The sequence below is a fragment of the Desulfovibrio psychrotolerans genome (assembly GCF_013340305.1).
GTDB classification, from domain to species: Bacteria; Desulfobacterota; Desulfovibrionia; order Desulfovibrionales; family Desulfovibrionaceae; genus Halodesulfovibrio; species Halodesulfovibrio psychrotolerans.
Window position 1 is genome coordinate 270,472 of sequence record NZ_BLVP01000001.1, and the last position, 20,633, is coordinate 291,104.

Annotated in this window: 18 protein-coding genes and 1 riboswitch; of the genes, 8 read left to right on the forward strand and 10 right to left on the reverse strand. The window is 58.1% G+C overall.

Features of this window, described 5'->3' with window-relative positions:
• Nucleotides 1-58: 58 nt before the first annotated feature.
• The 6 genes from recO to HUV26_RS01230 form a co-directional block, all read right to left on the reverse strand.
• A complete protein-coding gene (gene recO, locus HUV26_RS01205) occupies nt 59-805 on the reverse strand; it encodes a DNA repair protein RecO (RefSeq protein WP_174408272.1) in 747 nt (248 codons plus the stop codon).
• 5 nt (nt 806-810) lie between these two features.
• Entirely contained in the window at nt 811-1,947 is a 1,137-nt protein-coding gene (locus tag HUV26_RS01210; protein WP_174408273.1) for a helix-turn-helix domain-containing protein, read from the reverse strand.
• Nucleotides 1,948-1,977: 30 nt separating this feature from the next.
• Nucleotides 1,978-2,940 (reverse strand): SurA N-terminal domain-containing protein, encoded by a 963-nt coding sequence (locus HUV26_RS01215; RefSeq protein WP_174408274.1) that lies wholly within the window; start codon nt 2,938-2,940, stop codon nt 1,978-1,980.
• A 321-nt stretch (nt 2,941-3,261) separates the two neighbouring features.
• On the reverse strand, nt 3,262-4,221 hold the full coding sequence (locus HUV26_RS01220) for a peptidylprolyl isomerase (RefSeq protein ID WP_174408275.1): 960 nt from the start codon (nt 4,219-4,221) through the stop codon (nt 3,262-3,264).
• A gap of 1 nt (nt 4,222) precedes the next feature.
• Nucleotides 4,223-7,693 (reverse strand): transcription-repair coupling factor, encoded by a 3,471-nt coding sequence (gene mfd / locus HUV26_RS01225; protein ID WP_373869042.1) that lies wholly within the window; start codon nt 7,691-7,693, stop codon nt 4,223-4,225.
• Nucleotides 7,694-7,799: 106 nt separating this feature from the next.
• A complete protein-coding gene (locus tag HUV26_RS01230) occupies nt 7,800-8,276 on the reverse strand; it encodes a chemotaxis protein CheW (RefSeq protein ID WP_174408276.1) in 477 nt (158 codons plus the stop codon).
• A gap of 228 nt (nt 8,277-8,504) precedes the next feature.
• Here HUV26_RS01230 and HUV26_RS01235 point away from each other — a divergent pair, with 228 nt between their 5' ends.
• Nucleotides 8,505-8,732, forward strand: coding sequence for a hypothetical protein (locus HUV26_RS01235; RefSeq protein ID WP_174408277.1), 228 nt, complete (start codon nt 8,505-8,507; stop codon nt 8,730-8,732).
• 168 nt (nt 8,733-8,900) lie between these two features.
• On the opposite strand, the gene HUV26_RS01240 is transcribed toward HUV26_RS01235, so the two are convergent.
• Complete coding sequence (locus HUV26_RS01240; RefSeq protein ID WP_174408278.1) at nt 8,901-10,238, reverse strand: UDP-glucose dehydrogenase family protein; 1,338 nt, start codon at nt 10,236-10,238, stop codon at nt 8,901-8,903.
• A gap of 213 nt (nt 10,239-10,451) precedes the next feature.
• Between HUV26_RS01240 and HUV26_RS01245 the strand changes: the two genes are divergently transcribed.
• The 7 genes from HUV26_RS01245 to cimA all read left to right on the forward strand — a co-directional run bounded on the left by HUV26_RS01245 (nt 10,452) and on the right by cimA (nt 17,305).
• Nucleotides 10,452-11,177 carry a pyridoxine 5'-phosphate synthase gene (locus tag HUV26_RS01245; protein WP_174408279.1) on the forward strand — a complete coding sequence of 242 codons (726 nt, stop codon included), beginning with the start codon at nt 10,452-10,454 and terminating at the stop codon, nt 11,175-11,177.
• Between the two features lie 199 nt (nt 11,178-11,376).
• A complete protein-coding gene (locus HUV26_RS01250; RefSeq protein WP_174408280.1) occupies nt 11,377-11,748 on the forward strand; it encodes a holo-[acyl-carrier-protein] synthase in 372 nt (123 codons plus the stop codon).
• Nucleotides 11,749-11,779: 31 nt separating this feature from the next.
• Entirely contained in the window at nt 11,780-13,453 is a 1,674-nt protein-coding gene (locus tag HUV26_RS01255; RefSeq protein WP_174408281.1) for an NAD(P)H-hydrate dehydratase, read from the forward strand.
• The gene (locus HUV26_RS01260) at nt 13,432-13,881 is read left to right on the forward strand and encodes a CBS domain-containing protein (RefSeq protein ID WP_174408282.1); all 450 of its coding nucleotides are present in this window, start codon (nt 13,432-13,434) and stop codon (nt 13,879-13,881) included. The genes HUV26_RS01255 and HUV26_RS01260 overlap by 22 nt, the downstream gene beginning before the upstream one ends.
• Before the next feature lie 15 nt (nt 13,882-13,896).
• Nucleotides 13,897-14,421, forward strand: coding sequence for a tRNA (adenosine(37)-N6)-threonylcarbamoyltransferase complex ATPase subunit type 1 TsaE (tsaE, locus tag HUV26_RS01265; protein ID WP_174408283.1), 525 nt, complete (start codon nt 13,897-13,899; stop codon nt 14,419-14,421).
• Nucleotides 14,422-14,456: 35 nt separating this feature from the next.
• Nucleotides 14,457-15,683: an aspartate kinase gene (locus tag HUV26_RS01270; RefSeq protein ID WP_174408284.1), complete on the forward strand. Its 1,227-nt coding sequence runs from the start codon at nt 14,457-14,459 to the stop codon at nt 15,681-15,683.
• Nucleotides 15,684-15,685: 2 nt separating this feature from the next.
• Nucleotides 15,686-17,305 carry a citramalate synthase gene (gene cimA, locus HUV26_RS01275; RefSeq protein WP_174408285.1) on the forward strand — a complete coding sequence of 540 codons (1,620 nt, stop codon included), beginning with the start codon at nt 15,686-15,688 and terminating at the stop codon, nt 17,303-17,305.
• A gap of 168 nt (nt 17,306-17,473) precedes the next feature.
• Here the strand turns inward: cimA and ribB are convergent, their stop codons facing one another.
• The 3 genes from ribB to HUV26_RS01290 form a co-directional block, all read right to left on the reverse strand.
• Nucleotides 17,474-18,136, reverse strand: a complete 663-nt coding sequence (gene ribB / locus HUV26_RS01280) for a 3,4-dihydroxy-2-butanone-4-phosphate synthase (protein WP_174408286.1) — start codon at nt 18,134-18,136, stop codon at nt 17,474-17,476.
• Between the two features lie 124 nt (nt 18,137-18,260).
• A riboswitch (FMN riboswitch) is annotated at nt 18,261-18,424 on the reverse strand.
• 127 nt (nt 18,425-18,551) lie between these two features.
• The gene (locus HUV26_RS01285) at nt 18,552-19,628 is read right to left on the reverse strand and encodes a GGDEF domain-containing protein (RefSeq protein WP_174408287.1); all 1,077 of its coding nucleotides are present in this window, start codon (nt 19,626-19,628) and stop codon (nt 18,552-18,554) included.
• Nucleotides 19,629-19,745: 117 nt separating this feature from the next.
• Nucleotides 19,746-20,588 carry a thermonuclease family protein gene (locus HUV26_RS01290; protein WP_174408288.1) on the reverse strand — a complete coding sequence of 281 codons (843 nt, stop codon included), beginning with the start codon at nt 20,586-20,588 and terminating at the stop codon, nt 19,746-19,748.
• Nucleotides 20,589-20,633: the final 45 nt, after the last annotated feature.

Sequence of the window (20,633 nt, forward strand, 5' to 3'; positions counted from 1 at the left end):
CTCTACACGATGCTGTCGTGTTGTTGTGGTCACGCATGACCGGACAGTGGCCGGGCAATCACACCCTGCGGAACATGCCCTTATCCCATGTCAAACCAATGTGGAACTGGATAAAGCCATCCACCGCCCGCGTCAGTTCGCGGCGCGCCCGCTCAGAAAGCGAAAGCGCTTCCCAGTGAAGCGGTGAATATTCCTGCACAAAGCGCAGCGCGTCAAGTGATTCGTTGCCCAGCCTGAACATGGGCCCGGAAGGAGCGGCGCAGTTGCCGCACAAAAGCAGGCCTTCCTGCACATGAAAAACCGCCCCCTGACCAGAATCCATCTCGCAGCCACATTGCAGACAAAAGCCCGTTTCCGGCCTGTACCCCTGATCAAAAGCAAAACGCGCACGAAAAAGCAGCGGAAGCATGGCATCCGCCCCCTTATCCGCCTCCAGAGCCTCCAGCGCTTCCTCAAACAGCGTATAGGCCGCCTGCGCCCCTTCCAGGGACACCCCCATGGCTTCCAGAAACTTCTGGCAGTTGACCGCAAGCCCCAGCCTGTGCAGATCCGTACGCAGACGACGCGGGGATCGCAGCAAAACGCCCTCCTCCAGACTGGTATACGAACCGGCCCGGCTCATCCTCACACGAAAATGCACCGTATTAAGATGATCCAGACACCCGGAGAAACGTTGACGGCTGCGGCAGCCACCGAACGCGAAGGCCGTAAAAAGGCCACGGGCAGGCGACAAAAAACGGACCCACAGGTCCGCCTCCTTGAACCGCCCGACACGGAGTATGATGCCTTTATCCGAAAATTCCATCAGAACTACTGAGCCGAAATAAAATGCAGCGTAAGCACCTTGCCTTCCTCTCCGGCCATGGGAACATTCCTGTCGTTCAAGGTAACGGTAACGCCCCCCGAATTTCCCAACTTAAGGTTCAGTTGGGCGGGAAAGCGCAGTACGGATTTCTGCCCAGCGCGCAGGTACATCTCGCGACGCTCCACTCCGGTTCCCCATACCTCCACCCAGCATTCACTGGATGCCGTGAGCGTCAATTTCTGTTCTCCGGAGCCAGGCTTAAGCGGCACTTCCATAACGGCCGGACCGTATGATGCGCCGCCCGCTGACACTGCCGTCTCGGCGGAAGAAGCTGCAGCCACAGCTTCTACTGGTTCCGGGGCAATGCCGGACGTTGTGGCGACAAGCTCGTCAGCCTGTTCCTGCCGCAACCCGCCCACGGTTGTTGCTTCCGAATCACCCACGACAAGCGCCTCTACCTCTGCGGGAACAGAAGCGGCCATAGAGGCCCCCGCAGTCCGGGCGGCCTCCGTAGCAGGAACGGAAAGACTTCCCTGCGGTGCCGGTGCAGGCAGTTCAGTTTCCGGGGCGGGAGCGGGTGCCTCCCCCGCTTCATTGGGGATAACCGTATTTTCACCGTCTTCCGGGGCCGCCTCAGTCTCACCCTGTACCTGTGGAGAAGTAGGGTCTATCCCGTCCGCCCCAGCCTGCGGAACAGCCGGAGTCGCCTCAACTGCACCTTGCGGAGCCAGCTCGTTCACAGCGGACGACGAACGGGAATCAACGAAAAAATACCAGCCACCTCCGGCAGCCACCACACAAACAAAAAGGATGAGAACCGGGATATGCCAACGGGGTTTGGGCGGCGGCAGCCTGCGGCTCACAAAAGCCACTTCCTGCTCCTCCTGATCACCGAGTTCTCTTGCGTAGATAACATCCATGGCCTGCCCGTATTCATCCGAGTCCAGTCCAAGAAGCCGGGCGTAGGATTTCACAAACCCCTTTGTGTAAACAGCGTGAGGAAGATCATCCATGTTGCCCGTCTCCAGCGCAACAAGGGTGCGTGCCGCCACCTTAATCCTGCGTGCAACATCTTCATGGGTCAGCCCCTTGCTCTCCCGCGCCCTGCACAGTTGAGCACCCAACTCGGTCATCGTGGTCATTACGCCTCCGATTGCTCGGATGTTTGAGGATTATAAATTGATCTTGATAACCGCTTTTTCGCGCAGCTTGCCGGAGTACTCTGAAAAACGCTCCTCCAGCATCGGTGCACGCAGGGTTTCCTCAATGCGCCCCGCAACCTCTTCAAGAGGAAGCACATTTCCGGCTGTCGTCTGATCCAGCTTAAGCAGCAGCGAAACCCCGTCCGCAGTGAACGGCTTGGAAACCTGCCCGTCAGACAACGGTTCCAAAGCCTCCCGCCACGCAGAGGCAAGGTGCATCCAGGTCAACTCGCCCAGCAGCCCGCCATTCTTTTTAGCCGGTCCCACGCAGAACTGGTCCACCGCCTCTTCAAACGAAAGCGTGCCGTCCTGCAGCAGGGTGTACACCTTGCCCGCATCCGTACCGGGAGCAAGGGCCAGCATCCTCACAACCACCTTACGGTCACTGGAGAACTCGCCTTTATGCTCATCGTAATAGGCCTGCACATCTTCCTTGGTCACAACGACCTTACGGCCGACCATGAAGGAAAGCAGGCGGGAGCGCACTATGCTGTTACGAATCTTTTCCTTGAAATTATCATAAGAAACGCCGTCTTCCTTCATCCGCTGCTGCGCCTCTTCCAGCGTCAGCCCGTTTTGCTGGGCAAGCTTGCGGATCTCGTTCTCCACCTCGGCGTCCTTAACCTCTATCTTATAGCGATCCGCTTCCTGCAAGAACAGCAGATCTGAAATCATGGAGTCCAGCATCCGCCGCTCCATGGCCTCAATTTCTGCCCTATGCGCAGGATTCTGGCGGGAAAGACCGGCGCGGAGCAAGTCCGGCGCAACCGATTCCTGAAGATCGAACTGGGTTATGATGTCGCCGTTCACAAACGCCACAATCTTGTTCAGTACATTCTCCGCGCGAACAGGAAGGAATGACGCGGAAAGAAGAATGGTTGTCACAAAAAGAACAGAAACAACTCTCTTGTAAAACAGGATGTTGGAGAACAAAGCTCGCTCCCTGAATATTTTTTGGTTTTCCGGCTGACCGCCGGAACGTTCACTCCGGCTGCGGCACAAACACACCACCAAAGAAGGGGCAGGGCTGAGGCAGCTCGTTTTGCACGATTGGATAGTTGGGCGTTCCCTCGGGCAACAGCAACAGCCAGGAACACTCACTCCCTGTAATCTGTTTCACACGATTATGCAACAAGCCCTGGTGCATGTCTATATTCCTCAAGGAAATCAGCACCCCGAAGTCAACCATGCGGCCTGACACGCAACCTCGCCGGTCCTTTCCGGCATTGCGGTATAGGCAATGCACCGCAACAGCTATTGCGCTTTCTGCTCAGCTTCGGCCGCCTGTTCCTCCATCTGCCGGAGCAGGCGCGTCACCTTCACCTCAGACCGCCCCAACTCGTCAACAAGCCACTCTTCAAACGCCACCCGCATCTTTTGCTCAATGAGCACCGTCTCTACCAACGGGTAGGCGCGCGAAGGATCAAGCACTTTCTCCGGCATATGCTCCAGCAGAACCAGTGTTTCAAAACCGTTGTCGCCGGATGAAACGGTGCTGGCCTGCCCCGGCTTAAGTTTGCCTATGGCACTCTCCCAACCCACGGGCAGCATATTCAAGCGCATACGCATCTCGCGTATGGTTATCTCATCAAAGGTATTCTGAACCGCCTCGATATCCTGTTGCCGCAAATACGATTCGCGGGCCTTTTCCACCTGCCGCCTGTCCGGCCCTGTTATCTGCAGAAAGCGCACACGCGGGGGCAGATAAAAATCCGCCAGATGTTCCCGGTAATAGGTCTCCGCTTCCTGCGAAGTAAGCTTCACCCGCGGGCGTAGAATATCCGACTTCAGTCTCTCCATGGCGAGCCGCTGCCGGAGCATGGAGCGCCACTCCTCGATATCGATATACTCCTCCACGAGGGATTTTTCGAACTGGTCCTCGGGATAGTCCTCCCGCACAACAGCCTCGGCCTTTGCCACATCTTCGTCCGTAATGCCCAAGCCGGCGCGGTCCAGAGCCTGAATAACCAGTTCATGCACTATAAGTTGCGAAAGTACTTGGCCGTATTCGCTCCGCAGCACATCAACGGATGGAACCATGCCCCCCGACCAGCTCAGGTTGTCCAGATCATAGCGGGCTTCCAGCTGTTTCAGATAGATTGGCTTGCCATTCACCGTTGCCACCACGCCGTCCTGCACGGAATCGTTTCCGCATCCTGCAAGCATCGCGGCCCACACGGCCAGAACCACCGCCAGTCTTTTCCAAATGCTCACATCAACTCTCCATGGTCGCCGAAAGGAGTTTGAGTTCCGCCTTGGCGTATTCCAGCCGTTCGCGTACGGAACCGCTCTTGTCCATGCGATATTCCAGACACGCAGGCGGCAGCAGGCGGGCTTGCCCCTGCCGGGCGCCCACCCACGCCACTAGAGCCGCAGGAGATATGCGATCAGCCTTATCACCCCAGACAAGCCGCACCTTGTCGCGGAAAATATCCGCCTTCACCACCTGCAGTTCCATGAGAAACCGCTTGAATCCCAGCACACCCAAAAAGTTGGAAAGTTCCTCGGGCAACGGACCAAAGCGATCGCGTATTTCCAGTTCCGTATCCTGCAACGCCACGGCATCCACTGCCGAAGAAAGTGTCTTGTAAAAACGCAGCCGTTCCCGTCCGTCCGTAATGTATGTTTCCGGAATATGAGCGTTAATGCCTATATTGAGTTCTGTTTCCACGGAAGCTACGGCCTCTTCGCCCTTCAGACGCTTCACTTCCTCTTCCAGCATTTCCAGATACAAGTCCAGCCCAACGCGGGCCATCTGGCCGGATTGGGCCTCTCCCAGTATGTTACCGGAGCCCCGCAGGCGCAGATCCTCCATGGCTACCTGAAATCCTGCCCCAAGGTAGTCCATGTCCAGAATGATACGCAGCCGTTTTTTGGCAAGCTCGGGTATACTTTCCAGGCTGTTAACCACAAACACGGCATGTGCCTGCACGTCAGAACGCCCCACCCGTCCACGCAACTGATAAAGCTGCCCCAGCCCGAACATCTGTGCCTGATCCACGATAAGCGTGTTGGCACGGGGAAAATCTAGTCCCGATTCCACAATTGCCGTGCACACCAGTACATCCAGCTCCGCATGCCAGAACCGGTGCATGGTGGTTTCCAGTTCCTTTTCGGACATCTGACCATGAGCCATGCCCACCCGCGCATCGGGCACAAGCTGACGGACAAACTCCGCCACTCGCTCCAACCCCTCAATGCGGTTATGCACCCAGAACACCTGCCCGCCCCGATCAAGCTCCCGCCGGACATAGCTGCGCAGCAGATCGGGATCACGCTCCACCAGATCCGACTCCACAGGCTTGCGGCCCAGCGGCGCTGTTTCTATGACCGAAAGCTCACGTATGCCGGACATAGAAAGCTGCAATGTCCGCGGTATGGGGGTGGCTGTGAGGGTGAGCACGTCCACATTGCGGCGGAACTTCTTGAGCTTTTCCTTATGGCGCACGCCGAACCGCTGTTCCTCATCCAGAATGAGCAGGGCCAGATTGGGCAGATCCACATCGTCCGAAAGCAGGCGGTGCGTACCGATGAGAATATCCACCTGCCCCTTGGCTGCGGCAGCCAGCACTTCTTTCTGGCGCTGGCGTGAAACAAACCGGCAGAGCATGCCGATATTCACCGGAAAACCGCCCAGTCTGCTCTTGAAGGTCTGGTAATGCTGCTCGGCAAGGATGGTGGTGGGACACAGCAGCGCCACCTGCTTGCCCTCGCAGGCTGCGCGGAATGCGGCCCGCAGGGCCACTTCCGTCTTGCCGAAGCCCACATCTCCGCAAACCAGCCTGTCCATGGGGTGCGCCTTTTCCATGTCGGCCAGCACATCCTGAATGGCACGGGCCTGATCAGGCGTCTCCTCAAACCCGAAAGACGCTTCAAACTCGCGGTACAATTCGTTCACGGGACCGTACCCAAAGCCTTTGGCAATACGCCTCCACGCATACATCTCCACAAGATCATGAGCAATTTTCTCTATGGCCTTGCGGGCGCGGGATATGGAGGCGAGCCAGCCGGAACCGCCCAGCTTGTCCAGCGCGGGCGGTGCTCCGTCCGGTCCCTTAAACCGTTGCACCAAAGAAAGCCGGTCCACGGGCAGGTAAAGCCTGTCGTCTCCTGCATATTTCAGCAGCAGAAAGTCGTTGGACACACCGCCCAGTTCCATGCGGTGCAGCCCGTCAAACACGGCAATGCCGTAGTCACGGTGCACAAGATGGTCACCGGGATTCAGGTCATCGTATTCCTTCAGTCCGGCAAAAGCACCCGTGCGTGCGCGCTCCCTGCGTTCTGCGTTGGGCTGGATAACGTCTTCGCCCAGCACAAGCACATTGTCCCACGCCAGATCAATGCCGCGCCGGAAGGGAGCCACCAACGCAAAAAGTCCTTTCTCGCGCGGCGCATAACGCAGGCGGGGCATAAGCCCGTCCTGTTCGGCCAGCTTCAGAAACTTGGCCCTGCTGCGCTGGTTCACAAAGCAGAGAAGCACCTGCCTCTTTTCCTGCATCCACTTGCGAAGCCGCAAAACCAGCGCCTGCCAAGGCCTGTCCTGCTCCTGCGGGGAGACAAAAATATCGTGGAACGCGCCGTACGACCGCTCCGTCAGGTCGCTTCCCGTCTTGTCCACACCAATGACCAGATCTTCAAAGTGCGCGCGCCGGGTGTCCTTCCACACCTCCATGGCGTCAGCGGCACTACGCAGTGCCAGCGCGGCGTGCTGCCGCAAACCGGATTCAGCTTCCTGCTTATCCAGATACGTCCGCCATGCCCTCTCCGATTCTTCAAGCGCTTCTTTAAGATCCCGTTCAGATGGCAGAATGTACACAGCATCTTTGGGCAACCACTCTTCCAAAAATGCGGCCTGCTCATAAAAACAGCCCGGAAGCAGGGGCGTTCCCGCCCTTTCCACCGCATGCTCCAGCCTTCCCGCAAGTCCGGCCGGGATACGGCTGTCCTTTTCAAGTTTTTTCCACCACTGCACGGCTTTGTTTTTATGCTCCGTGCTCATGATAACCGGGGAGGTGGGCAAAATGACCAGTTCGTCCAAATTCCCCTTGGACCGCTGACTGGAAGGCTCAAACAGGCGCATCTCCTCAAGCGTGTCCCCGAAAAATTCCAGACGCACCGGACGGGCATAACCGGGGCAGTAGATATCCAGAATATCCCCACGCAGAGCAATCTCTCCCGGCTGCGTCACCATGGGAACACGGGAATATCCCCATTCCACACACTGATCGAGCACAAGTTCGGGACCGGAATCCTCTCCAGGGGTCAAGGGCAGTTCGTGGGATTGAAACAGCGCGGTGGGCGGCAGCTTGGGCAAAAAATTGTCCAGCGAAACAAGCACCCCCTGCCTGGGTTTGCGCAAGTTCAGAGCATACAGACTGGCAATGCGGGAAGACCATGCAGCCTTACCGTGCGAACCCGCCGGGTGCTGTGGTATGATTGTCCACGGCTGCTGCCATGCCGGTGCGGAAACTTCCGCCTCCTCCATGGAGCTTTCCGGGGTGAAAAGGGTAAGCAACCCCTTAAGGTCTGCCAGTTCGTGCGAATTACGAACCACCAGCACAACATTCTCATCCCTGTTGCGCAGGGAATGCGCCATACGCGCCTGCGAAGCGGGACCGCTTCTGGCTACATGCACCACGCGGCGGGCTGCCGTTTGCAGCCCGAGCACAATTTCATCAAAAAGCACGGCAGACTCGTTTCTTCATTGTTTTGGGCATGGCAGAGAGCACGACAAAAAGCCGCCAAGCCGTACATACGGCTTTTGGCGGCTTTGGGTGCAGTGCCCGCGCCGTCTAGATTTGTCCGAGCACGTTAAGATCGGCGTTCGAAAGCAGGCGGTCAAGATCAAGAAGAATAAGCAGGCGGTCCTGCAACTTGCCCACCCCGCTGATGTATTCGGATTCCATACCGGCAACCACGGGCGGCGGCGGTTCCACCGTGCTTGCGGGTATGCGCAACACCTCGGAAACAGAGTCCACAACAAAACCGACAATCATGTTATTTATCTCGATAACAATAATCCGGGTATGCTTGTCGTGCGTCTTGGAGGTAAGCCCGAAGCGGCGGCGCAGGTCGATGATGGGAATAACCTTGCCGCGCAGGTTGATAACGCCCTCCACAAACTCCGGAGCGCGCGGTACTTTGGTGATTTCCATTGTCCGGATGATTTCCTGAACTTTCAGGATATCCACCCCGAACTCTTCATCACCAATACTGAACGTGACAAGCTGGAGAAGCTCATCATCCTGCTTTCTTTGCGCTTCACGCATAGAGTCACTCCTTAATGTGATGTCCATCCCGCAGGGGCTGAAACGTCCTGTCTCACAAACGTGCCAGCAATATAGCTGGAATGCTCCGCCTTTGCAACCAGCATAGCGTTGCCGAGGCATGAGTGTGAGTATAAAAGTGGTTGTAAAACAGTTGACGGTCGGCTAGTATCGCAATCTGTAGCCCATAGCGGCAGCATAACCGCCGATCCGGCAAGGAGTTCCAACTTGATGGCGAATCTTTCCCCCTTTCCCGAAGATGTCCCGCTGAACATGCAGATCAAATCACTGGGTGACGACGAACTCCTTGACTTCTGGGAAGAAACGCAATTTCTTGAACGCTTTCTGGAAGACGATATGATCACGCGCAGTCAGGCCTCCATGCAGTACGAGCGACTCATTCTGCAGGAATTGCAGTTACGCTCCTGCAGGCGGTGCGTTTCGGAGCGCAGAGCCTAGCCCCCCCCCAGGCCCATACATGGCTCCCGACCTGACGTCAGGCGCCCCTTCTTTACACCCCATAAGGGCGGTTACGGACAACGTGACCGCCCTTTTTCACCTCTAAAAACATAACCCCCGGTGCGCCAATGCACACCGGGGGCTTTACAATGCCGGTTTACAAAATCGCTACGCCGGGTCCGGCCTGCCCACACAAAAATAGGCAAACCCCAGCTCCGCCATCATGGACGGCGGGTACAAGTTGCGTCCGTCAAACAGGATGGGAGCGGTGAGCAGCGATTTCACCCGCTCAAAATCGGGCGTACGGAACTGATTCCATTCCGTCACCACCAGCAACGCCTGCGCCCCCTGCACTGCTTCGTACTGACCGTCCACAATCTCAACAAGTGGGTTATGCGCCAGTTGTTCGCGTACCTTCTCGCCCGCCACCGGGTCAAAGGCACGTATACGCATGCCCTGGGCCGTAAGCATCTCAATCATGGCAAGGGCGGCAGCTTCCCGCGTGTCGTCAGTGTTCGCCTTGAAAGCCAGCCCCCAAACCGCCAGAGTCTTGCCGGAAACGCCACCCTGCTGCGCAAAGTACTCGGCAATACGCTCCGCCATACGCTTCTTCTGGCGATTATTCACGGTGTCCACCGCCTCCAGCAACTCAGGGCGGAACGAAAACTCATGGGCCGTGTTGATAAGCGCCCTCACATCCTTAGGGAAGCATGAGCCGCCGTATCCCACGCCGGGATAGATGAAATGATACCCGATACGGTGATCAGAGCCTATGCCTATGCGCACGTCACGCACATCTGCTCCCACCCGTTCGCAGATGTTGGCTATCTCATTGATGAACGAAATCTTGGTGGCAAGCATGCAGTTGGCGGCGTACTTGGTCATTTCCGCACTACGCACCCCCATGACGATGAGCTTTTCACGGCTCCGTGCAAAGGGGGCATAGAGAGTCTTCAGGTATTCCGCAGACTTCTCGTTATCCGTTCCCACAACCACCCGGTCAGGCTTCATGAAATCGCTTACTGCGTCGCCTTCCTTCAGGAATTCCGGGTTGGAAACCACGTCAAAGTCGTGATTAACGCCGCGCTTGTCCAGTTCCTGCCGTATAATGGCCCGAACCCGGTCCGCCGTGCCCACCGGCACGGTGGACTTGTCCACCACGATGACCGGCTTGTGCATGTTCTGACCAATTTCGCGGGCAACCTGCTCCACGTAGCACAGGTCGCACGAGCCGTCCGGGCGGGAAGGGGTGCCCACGGTTATGAAGACAAAAGAAGCCCGCTCCATGCCTTCCGCAAGGCTGGTCGTGAAGATAAGACGGCCTTCCGCGTAGTTGCGACGTACCATATCTTCAAGTCCGGGCTCGTAGATATGCACCTTGCCCGCCTGCAGCGTGCTCACAACATCAGGATTCACGTCCACGCACACAACATCGTTGCCCATCTCCGCAAAGCAGGCGGCACTGACAAGACCGACATAGCCGGTTCCGACTATACAAACATTCATAGGAGTACCTCAGTGGTTTTCGAGGGGGATTTTTTGAAGAGCATTCCCGCACGCTGTACTCTCCGAAGCCTCTTTCGTCAACGTCGGGCCAGAATGCACAATCAACGGTCGGCAACGCCGCAACCACCTGCCGGTCCAACCGCTTTTCAGCTTGACTTTGCGCTGCCGCAACATGAACATGAAGAAGGAAATCAACCTTTCAAGGAGCCAGCCATGCCCGTTCTCGTCGTCAATGTGGACCATGTGGCCACCCTGCGCCAGCAGCGCAGAGGCATAGAGCCGGAACCGGTCACCGCCGCCCATCTTGCCGAACTGGCCGGGGCGCGGGGTATCATCGTGCACCTGCGCGAAGACCGCCGCCACATCATCGACCGCGATGTCTCCATCCTCTCCCGCTGCCTGAACACGCGCCTGCATCTTGAAATGGCCGCCACGGCGGAAATGCAGTCCATTGCCCTGGACAACAGGCCCTATATGGTCTGCCTCGTGCCTGAAAAACGGGAAGAGCTGACGACAGAAGGCGGCCTTGCCGTGGCGGGACGTGAGACACACCTGCGCGAATATCTCGCCCCCATTCACGAGGCGGGCATATGCTCCAGTCTGTTCATAGAAGCTGATGAACGCCAGATAGACGCCGCCAAATCCGTTGGCAGCGAATTCATCGAGATACACACCGGCCGCTTTGCCGATGCGGCAACCCCCAAGGCACGGCAGGCAGAATTCACCAAGATCGTCAAGGGCATAGAGTACGCCCGGTCTCTGGACCTGCGGGTGAATCTGGGGCACGGTCTCAACTATACCAACATCTTCATGTTCAAGGACGTTCCGGGCATAGACGAGTATTCCATTGGTCATTCCATTGTCTCCCGCGCCGTGCTCGTGGGCATGGATCGCGCCGTGCGGGAAATGTGCGAAATCATCCGCACCTTTGCGGAATAAGGCTTTCCGTGGCCAACAACAGGATCACCGCAGGCACAATTCGCCTCCTTGCCGTACAGCCCCCTGTTGTACGGGGCAACCGGGGCAACCGGAGCAACAGGGGTAACCGGGGCACCCCCCCGATGACCGCCACGGGAAACGGAGAACACGCCGCCGCTCCTTATCCTGCGCTACCCCGCCTTCTGCGCGGAGAATGCTCATGATCGTGGGACTGGGACTGGATGTCTGCGAACTGGACAGAATCCGCAGGTCGTGGGAGCGGTTCGGCCAACGCTTTGCCGCACGCATCCTCCACCCCAATGAGCTGAACGCCATGCCTGCCGACCCCGTAGCCTACCTTGCGGCGCGGTTTGCAGCGCGTGAGGCTGCTGTCAAGGCACTGGGAACCGGATTCGCCCAAGGGATCGGGTTCCACGACATCGAAATAGCCCGCCTTCCCTCCGGCAAGCCGCACCTGCTGTTCCACGGCAATGCGACAAAAGTCGCCGGAACCATGGGGGTTACGCGGCACCACATATCCATCACCCACGGGCGCGATGTGGCCTGCGCCGTGGTTGTTCTGGAATCTTGAGCCAACGGCGCGGCTACGCGCGGAGACAGATATGCTCACGCCCCTGCCCTCCCCGGTGGAAATGAAGGATTGGGATGCGGCCGCCATCCGCGAATATGGCATCCGTGAGGAAATGCTCATGGAAAACGCCAGCCGCGAAGCCCTGCATGTTCTCCTGCACTGCTGCGGCGAAATAGCCGGAAAAAGCGTGCTTCTGTTCATGGGCGGCGGCAACAACGGCGGCGATGCCGCAGCCCTCGCACGGCACCTGCACGACCTGCACGCACATGTTCTTGTGCTGCACTCCCGCCCGCTGCGTGCCTACAGGGGAGCCGCAGGCTACCACCTTCGCCTTGCCCGCCGCACCGGCGTCTCCTTCCTTCCCCTGAGCACCAATACGCAATTCTTCCCGTTTCCACGCGGCAGCCGCGCGGCCTCCCTCTTCCCCGCAGCCAATCCGCAATCACCCGATGCCGTCATCCCCAACGACATCCGTAATGACATCATTAATGGCATCCCAAATGGTATGCCGGACATCATAATAGATGGACTCCTCGGCACCGGATTCTGTGGTCCGCTCGCTCCCCTCTACCACGCTGCGGTAGCGTGGATAAACTCACGCAGAGAACGCTGCTTCGTTCTTTCACTGGATATCCCCTCCGGTCTGGACGGACTTTCCGGCGAACCCGGCCCTGTGGCGGTGCGCGCCCACGCCACCGTCACCTTTGAGGCGGCCAAACCGGGGCTGCATATGCCCCCTGCGGGTGAATTCACAGGTGCGCTGCACTGCCGCCCCATAGGCATTCCCAAAACCGTGCGAACCCGGCTTCCTGCCTCCCACGCCCTGCTGGACGCCGCAGGCTGCCGAGCCATAGCTTCCATGCTCCCGCTCGCCCCCGACATGCACAAAGGAACCGCAGGCCATGTTCTTGTCATAGGCGGATCACCCGGCATGACCGGAGCACCCGTCCTCGCGGCACAGGGGGCACAACGCAGCGGTGCTGGCTATGTAACCGTAGCCGCCCCCGGAGAACTTCTCCCGCTCATTGCCCCTATGAACCCGGATATCCTTACCTGTCCGGCAGGCCCCGGAAAAACATGGGAGCCCTCACCTGAGCTGAATGCCGCCATACAGCGGGCGGACGCTCTGGTCATCGGGCCCGGCATGGGGCGCGGAGATGATGCGCGGGAGCTGCTCGCACGCATATTGGGCCTTGCGGACCGACCTCCGGCCATTTTTGATGCGGACGCTCTGTACCATCTGGCCCGCACGCCCGCCCTGTGCGACCTGCTCCTGCCGGACGACATCCTCACCCCGCATCCCGGCGAAATGTCTCTGCTGGCCGGCAAGGATGTACACGAAATACAGCGAAACAGGCTGGCGGCGGCACGGGGTTATGCGTTACAGTATCCCTGCGTCCTTGTGCTCAAAGGCGCGGGAACCCTGATTGCGCAAACGGAAGAACCGCTCGTCATCTCACCGTTTGCCGCCCCGGCACTGGCTGTGGCCGGGTCAGGCGATGTTCTGGCGGGACTCATGGGCGGACTGTCCGGGCAGGGGCTTGCCCCGCGCTACGCCGCCTGTCTGGCGGTATACCTGCACGCCCGTGCCGGTACACTCCTGCACGAAACATTTCCCATGCGTGGCAATACGGCACAGGATATTGCAACAGCACTCACCATCGCACAAAAGGAGCTTGTATCATGCTTACAGCAAAAGACATAATGTCCACCAACGTTATCACCGTCACCCCTGATACGGATATCCCCACAGCAGCCCGCCTCATGGTGGACAACAAGTTCAACGGCCTGCCCGTGGTGGACAAGAACAACACGCTTGTGGGCATCATCTGCCAGAGCGATCTCATCAGCCAGCAGAAAAAGCTGAACGTGCCCACTCTGTTCACCGTGCTGGACGGCATCATCCCTACCCGTTCCATGTTCGATCTGGATTCTGAAGTACGGAAGATAGCCGCCAGCAAAGTCTCCGAGGCCATGACGGCGCTGCCCAAGACCGTGCGCCCCTCCACCCCCATTGATGAGATAGCCTCCCTGATGGTAGACAGCCAGTTCCACACGCTTCCCGTAGTGGAAGACGGCAAGGTGGTCGGCGTTGTGGGCAAGGAAGACATTCTGAGAACCCTTATCCGGTAGCAACACAGGTATACGGTGCGTCTGCATCTGAAAGACAACGAATCGACAGAAACTCTGGGCCGGACCATAGCCACCGCCATTCAGCGGACGGGTATGGTCCGGGCCATCATGTTTCAGGGCCCGCTCGGCAGCGGCAAAACCACACTCATCCGTGCGCTTGTGGAAAGCCTTCCCGGCGGAGAACTGGCCGAAGTAAGCAGTCCGAGCTTTAACGTCTACAACGTCTACCCCACCGTGCCACCAACGGTGCACTACGACCTGTACCGGCTGGAAGGCGCAGGCATGGACGAAAGCTACTATGAATTTCTGGACGAAGGCCGCTCACTTCTGCTTGTGGAATGGGCGGAATTTCTGCCTTCCGGCGAATGGCCCGATGAGTGGTTGCTTTTTCGCTGGGTTCCGTGCGATGAAGGCCGTCTTGTAGAGATTGCGGCGCACGGCCCTGAAGCCACTTGCATCCGCAATGCGCTTACTCTTCCTGCCCGGCCCTCGGGCCAGAGAGAAAGCGATGGCAAGGATAATGGCAACGTGCCCGATTAGTTTTCCAACCCCTTCAAAAACACAAAGGAATCGGTATGCGTATTCTGGTTCAGAAGTTCGGGGGAACTTCCGTCGCCAACCTGGAGTGCATGAAGCAGGTCCGCGAAAAGACGCTTGCCGCAAGAGCCAAGGGGTACAAGGTGCTTGTTGTGCTTTCCGCCCGTTCGGGGGAAACTAACCGCCTGCTCACCCTTGCGGACGAATGGTCGCGCGACCCGGAAGCCGCGGAAGTGGATGCTCTCATCTCCACCGGAGAACAGGTTTCTGTTGCCCTGTTCGCCATGCTCATGAAGGACGCCGGTGTCAAAGCCCGGTCGCTGCTGGGATTCCAGATCCCCATGCGCACCGACAATGCCTTCGGAAAGGCCAGAATTCTGGGCATAGACAATGAAAAACTTACCGCCATGCTGGAAGAGTACGATGTCCTCTCGGTAGCCGGATTCCAGGGCATCACCGACGACAACCGCATCACCACGCTGGGGCGCGGCGGCTCCGACACATCGGCTGTGGCACTGGCTGCGGCGCTGGGCTGCGAATGCGAAATTTATACGGACGTTGACGGTGTCTACACCACAGACCCCAACATGTGCAGCACCGCCCGCAAGATGGACCGCGTGAGCTATGATGAAATGCTGGAAATGGCCAGCATGGGCGCCAAGGTCCTGCAGATTCGTTCGGTGGAATTTGCCAAGAAATACAAGGTGCCCGTGCATGTGCGTTCCACCTTCACGGACACGCCGGGAACACTCGTAACGCAAGAGGATTCTACAATGGAAGCGGTACTCGTTTCAGGCATTGCATATGACAAGGATCAGGCCCGTGTTACCCTGCGCGATGTTCCGGATGTGCCCGGCGTGGCTTCCCGGCTGTTCGGCCCCCTTGCCGACAGCGGCGTTGTGGTGGACATGATCGTCCAGAACCCCAGCCGCAACGGCAGAACCGACATGACCTTCACGGTACCCCGCGGCGATCTCAAAAAGACCCTCACCCTGATGGAAGATATCCAGAAGGAAGTGAACGCGGCCGAAGTTCTGCACGACCTGCACGTCTGTAAGGTTTCCGCCATCGGCGTGGGCATGCGCAATCATTCCGGGGTTGCCGCCAAGGCGTTCGAGGCGCTGCGCTCCATGAACATCAATATCCTGATGATCAGCACCTCCGAAATTAAAATCACCTGCCTCATTGAGGAAAAATTCACGGAACTGGCGGTCCGCACCCTGCACGACGCCTTCGGGCTGGATAAAGATTCCATGCTTGGCTGACCATGAAGAAGATACAGATATACGACACAACGCTTCGTGATGGCACGCAATCAGAAGACATAAGCCTCAACAACGAGGACAAGATCAAGATTGCGCTCAAGCTAGACGAGTTGGGCGTGGACTTCATAGAAGGCGGCTGGCCGGGTTCCAACCCGGTGGACCGGGCATTTTTCAGTGAGATTCAGAATTATCATCTGAACAACGCCCGTATTGCCGCTTTCGGAAGCACGCACCATCCCAACTTCCTGCCGGAAAACGATCCTAACCTGCGCTGCCTGCTGGATTCCGGTGCGCCGGTGTGCACTATTTTCGGCAAATCATGGGACATCCACGCCACAGAAGCGTTGCGCGTACCTGAGGAGCGGAATCTGGAAATCATTCACGATTCCGTTGCCTATCTGCGCTCACAGGGTGCAGCTGTCTTCTTTGACGCAGAACACTTCTTCGACGGCTACAAGGCCAATGCCGAATACGCCCTCACGGCTCTGGGCAAGGCTTTCGAAGGCGGAGCGGAAGTACTGGTGCTGTGCGACACCAACGGCGGAACACTGCCGTCGGAAGTAACATCCATCATCGGCTCCGTCCGTGCCTCCCTGCCCGATGCAAACATCGGCATTCACACCCACAACGACTGTGAAATGGCTGTGGCAAACGCCATAGCCGCCGTACAGGCCGGTGCCATGCACGTGCAGGGCACCATGAACGGTGTGGGAGAACGCTGCGGCAACGCAAACCTCTGCTCCATCATCCCCGTTCTGGAGCTGAAGTGCGGCGGAGCATACACCACCATTCCCAGAGAACGGCTGCCGCTGATAACCGGCACGTCCGCCTATGTGGCGGATGTGGCAAACCTGCAGCCCTTCAGCCGTCAGCCTTTTGTGGGCCGCTCCGCTTTTGCGCACAAGGGAGGCATACACGCCAGCGCGGTAAACCGCCTTGCCATGCTCTATGAGCACATAGACCCCAAAGAGGTGGGCAACCGCCAGCGGGTGCTGCTCACAGAACTGGCCGGTCGCGCCAACATCGTGAACATGGCCCGCCGCTTCGGTTTCCATCTGGATAAGGACGAACCCGTGGTCAAGGGGCTGCTCAACGAGTTGAAAACACGCTCCAGCATGGGCTATGATTATGCTGCGGCTGAAGCTTCCGTGGAACTTCTGCTGCTGAAAAAACTGGCCCGGCGCGGCGTGCGCGAATTCTTCCACCTTGTGCAGTTCCGCGTACTGGAACTCAAAGACGCCCACGGGGGCGAACCCATCTCCGAAGCTTCTGTCAAGGTGCAGGTTGAAGGAATAACCGAACACACCGCCGCCACCGGACGCGGCCCGGTCAACGCGCTGGACAACGCCCTGCGCAAGGCGCTCATAGGCTTCTATCCGCGCCTGAACGAGATGCGGCTGCTGGACTTCAAGGTGCGCGTCATGACAGCCACCAACCCGGACGGCGGCGGCACTGCCTCAGTGGTGCGCGTACTCATCGAATCCGGCGACCACAACTCCCGCTGGGTCACCGTTGGCGTTTCGTACAACATCATTGAGGCAAGCTGGCAGGCGCTGGTGGACTCCATCACCTACAAGCTGTACAAAGACGAATACGAAAAGCGCAAGAAAGACGAGGAATAACCCGCAGGGCATTCCGAACCTTCATAGTAAAGAACAAGGCCGGGGAGCGATCCCCGGCCTTTTCCATTCGTGTGTGCTTTTTCGTTGTGGGAAGATTCTCCCGCATAGCCGTCAGTCTCACGGCACGGGGAAGGAAGGGTGTGGCGGCATGCCTTCCGGGGAACAGGTCTACACGGCCTTGCGCTCTTCAGCGCCCATAGCCGTGCGGTATTGCACAAGATCATCCACTGTCAGCACCGGCATTTCATGCCTGCGGGCCAAGGCCACAATCTCCGGCAGCCGGGCCATGCTGCCGTCAGAATTAGTCACCTCGCACAGCACACCGCACGGTTCCAGTCCTGCAAGACGCATAAGGTCCACCGTTGCTTCGGTGTGCCCCCTGCGCGTCAGCACTCCACCCTCCCGCGCCCTCAGCGGGAACACATGCCCCGGGCGGCGCAAATCATCAGGCCGTGCGCCACGGGCAACAGCGGCCTTCACGGTGCGCACACGGTCAGCGGCAGAAACGCCCGTGGTCACGCCTTCGGCAGCTTCCACAGACACGGTAAACGCTGTCTGGTGCCTGCTCCCGTTGTGTTCCACCATCATGGGCAGCTTGAGTTGGTGCACCTTCTCGTCCGTCAGGCACAGGCAGACTATGCCGCTGCATTCGCGAATGAGCATAGCCATCTGTTCCTGCGTAAGATGCTCGGCAGAGAAGATGAGGTCGCCTTCATTCTCCCGGTCCTCGTCATCGGTCACGAGAACGCCCCTGCCGTTACGCAGGGCATCCAGCGCCTTTTCAACACGCTGGTACGGAGTTCCGAAGGGGGTCAATAACGACTGATTCATGGCAGCACTCCCGTATTGCGAAGATACCAGAATCAGGGCGTGGAAAGAGACAGATGCCGCAGCCGCGCAATTTTACGCAACCGGGCGCAGAGCATCATGAAAGATGCCCGGCGGGACGCAACTGTCTTATCCTCTTTCATCCGGACTATACCGTCGGCTCTGGAATCGCACCAGATCTGCTGACTTCCGTCTCCTTTGACCATCGCCGGAGACGGAACGCTCGCGGGCTTTCCGGAACATGCCGGAATCACCGCCGGTAGGGAATTGCACCCTGCCCTGAGAATAAGCAGCTTGAAACTATGGTGTAATGGGATGGTGTGTCAATGTAAAACCTTGTTCACCATGCCTGCTGCGCCGTCAGAAGACGCTTGGCCGATGAAGCACGGGGCTAAGGCTGCGGAAAGGATAAAGACGGTCAACTCCCGTCAATAATGGTAAAGCTGTCCGGATTTCCGGGCACAAACTTGGCTACCCGGTTCCGCCCCATGCGTTTGGCGTAGTACAGGGCCTTGTCAGCGGCATCGATAAGGTTCTCGGTCATGGCAGAACGCCACTCCTCCATTGCTTCGGCAATGCCGCTGGAGATGGTGATGTGAATCCCCTTGCGGATAATGTCGCCATTGCCGTCCCGGATGATGAAGTTATAGTTCTCCATACGCCGGCGGACACTCAAGGCCAATTCGTCCGCAATCAAAGCCGCTCCGCCGTGCAGAATAATGCCGAACTCTTCTCCGCCGTAACGGCAGGGCGTGATATCCACCCCTTCATCCCCGAATTGGGCAATGGACTTGCGGATAATTGTGGCAACCGTGGTCAGAGCCTGATCGCCGATACGGTGTCCGAACTCATCATTAAAGTTTTTAAAGTGGTCAATGTCCAGCATCATCAGAGATAACGGGGTATTGTGCAGCTTCCATTCCCGCACGCCGTGCGAGAGCACCTCGTCAAAGGCACGCCGGTTGTTCAATCCGGTCAAAGGATCGGTCTTGCTCAGCTGGTCCAACGCGGCAGCATCCTGCTCCATCATATGGAGAACTTCGCGAAACGTGGCCTGCAGCATGGAGACAATCTCTTCCGGGTCCTGCCCGCTTGTCACCGCCTGCACGCTCCTGTCTTCCAGATGCTTCACATCGCCCTTGCGCCGCTGCACCATCTGCTTGAATTCGTCGGCAAGGGCTGCGGTTTCGTGCAGAGCGGCCTTGAGCCTGTGCTCGTAGGGCGCGACCATGATCTCCTTTTCCCGCTGCAACACGTCACGGAACTTGTCATCGCTGAAGTCCCCGCCCTGCAACACCTCCATCAGCAGATTCTGAACCTGCCCCTTCTGCATTTCAGAGAGGTAGCTATACTCCTTAATACCCCGCATATACAGAATAAGTGTTCGCCACTTCGCGTCTTTAGGAATGCCAGCCCGGTCCAGCATCTCGCAAAACTTGCCGTCCAGACTGAAATCACATTCCACTCTATCGCATGACTGATTGGAACTACGCATCCATATTCCCGAAGCATCCGGCTGACGGTTAAGAGAGAAAAAAACGCGGCAAAGGCCTGACAAACCTCTGTCCAATGACTCCACTATGCATCAAAAATCCCATCCTGTCACCGCAATCTATCGGCCCGGAGACAATGGCCACACGCCACAGTGGCGGGCGGGAGAATACCCGGCCTCAAAAGCCTCCTCCACATTGCGGAATGCAACCCTGTTCTTTGGGGAAATGCGGCCGGCATCCGCACATGCGGCAGGGAAAAACCGCATACTCCGCCTATTGCCTATGAATGGACCTGCAATCGTTATCTTGTCCGCAAGTCCTGCCCACATGCCCAGCTTCTCACGCATGGCCTGCCGTTGCAGGGTCACCATCCGGTCGTGCACTGTGCGGGCGGCATCACTCCCGTCTGAGACAAAATACGCCATGGCCGCGCCTTCACGCACCAGCAGTTCATTCACATTCCGTCCATCAGGCAAAAGGATGACGGCCAGAAAACGGCCATACCTGTCCCGCGGCAAGTCTGAGAGGAGTCCTTTTTCCCCAAGGCCAGAGAGCTTGCCCGGCGAAATAGCATGCAGAGAGAAATCAGAAGATGCTGACGGACCGCCCCGGCCGTTGCTGCCGGTAACTACCGAACCGGCTTGCACCATGCGCACAACCTGTTCCGCAGAGGCCAGAACAATCTGCCTGCCCCCCACCAACTCCGCAAGGCGGGTTCTTGCGGCTTCGGCAAAGTGCTGATCCGGAGTGCCGTCCCTGCCCATTTCCGGGCTGTCTATGCCTGCAAGCCGCACTGTACCGCTCCCCTCCAACACCACGGTATCACCGTCCGGCACAAAGTGCACAACGCCATGGGCGGCATCCGCACCAAGAGGAAGCGTAAGCAGCAGAATGCCCAAAGCCAGCAGCACATGCAGTGCATGCGTGGCGTGCAGCAATATTCGGGATGAGCGGGCCGTCATGAGAAGAGCGTACCATGAAAAACGGGCGGCTCCAAACAGGAGCCG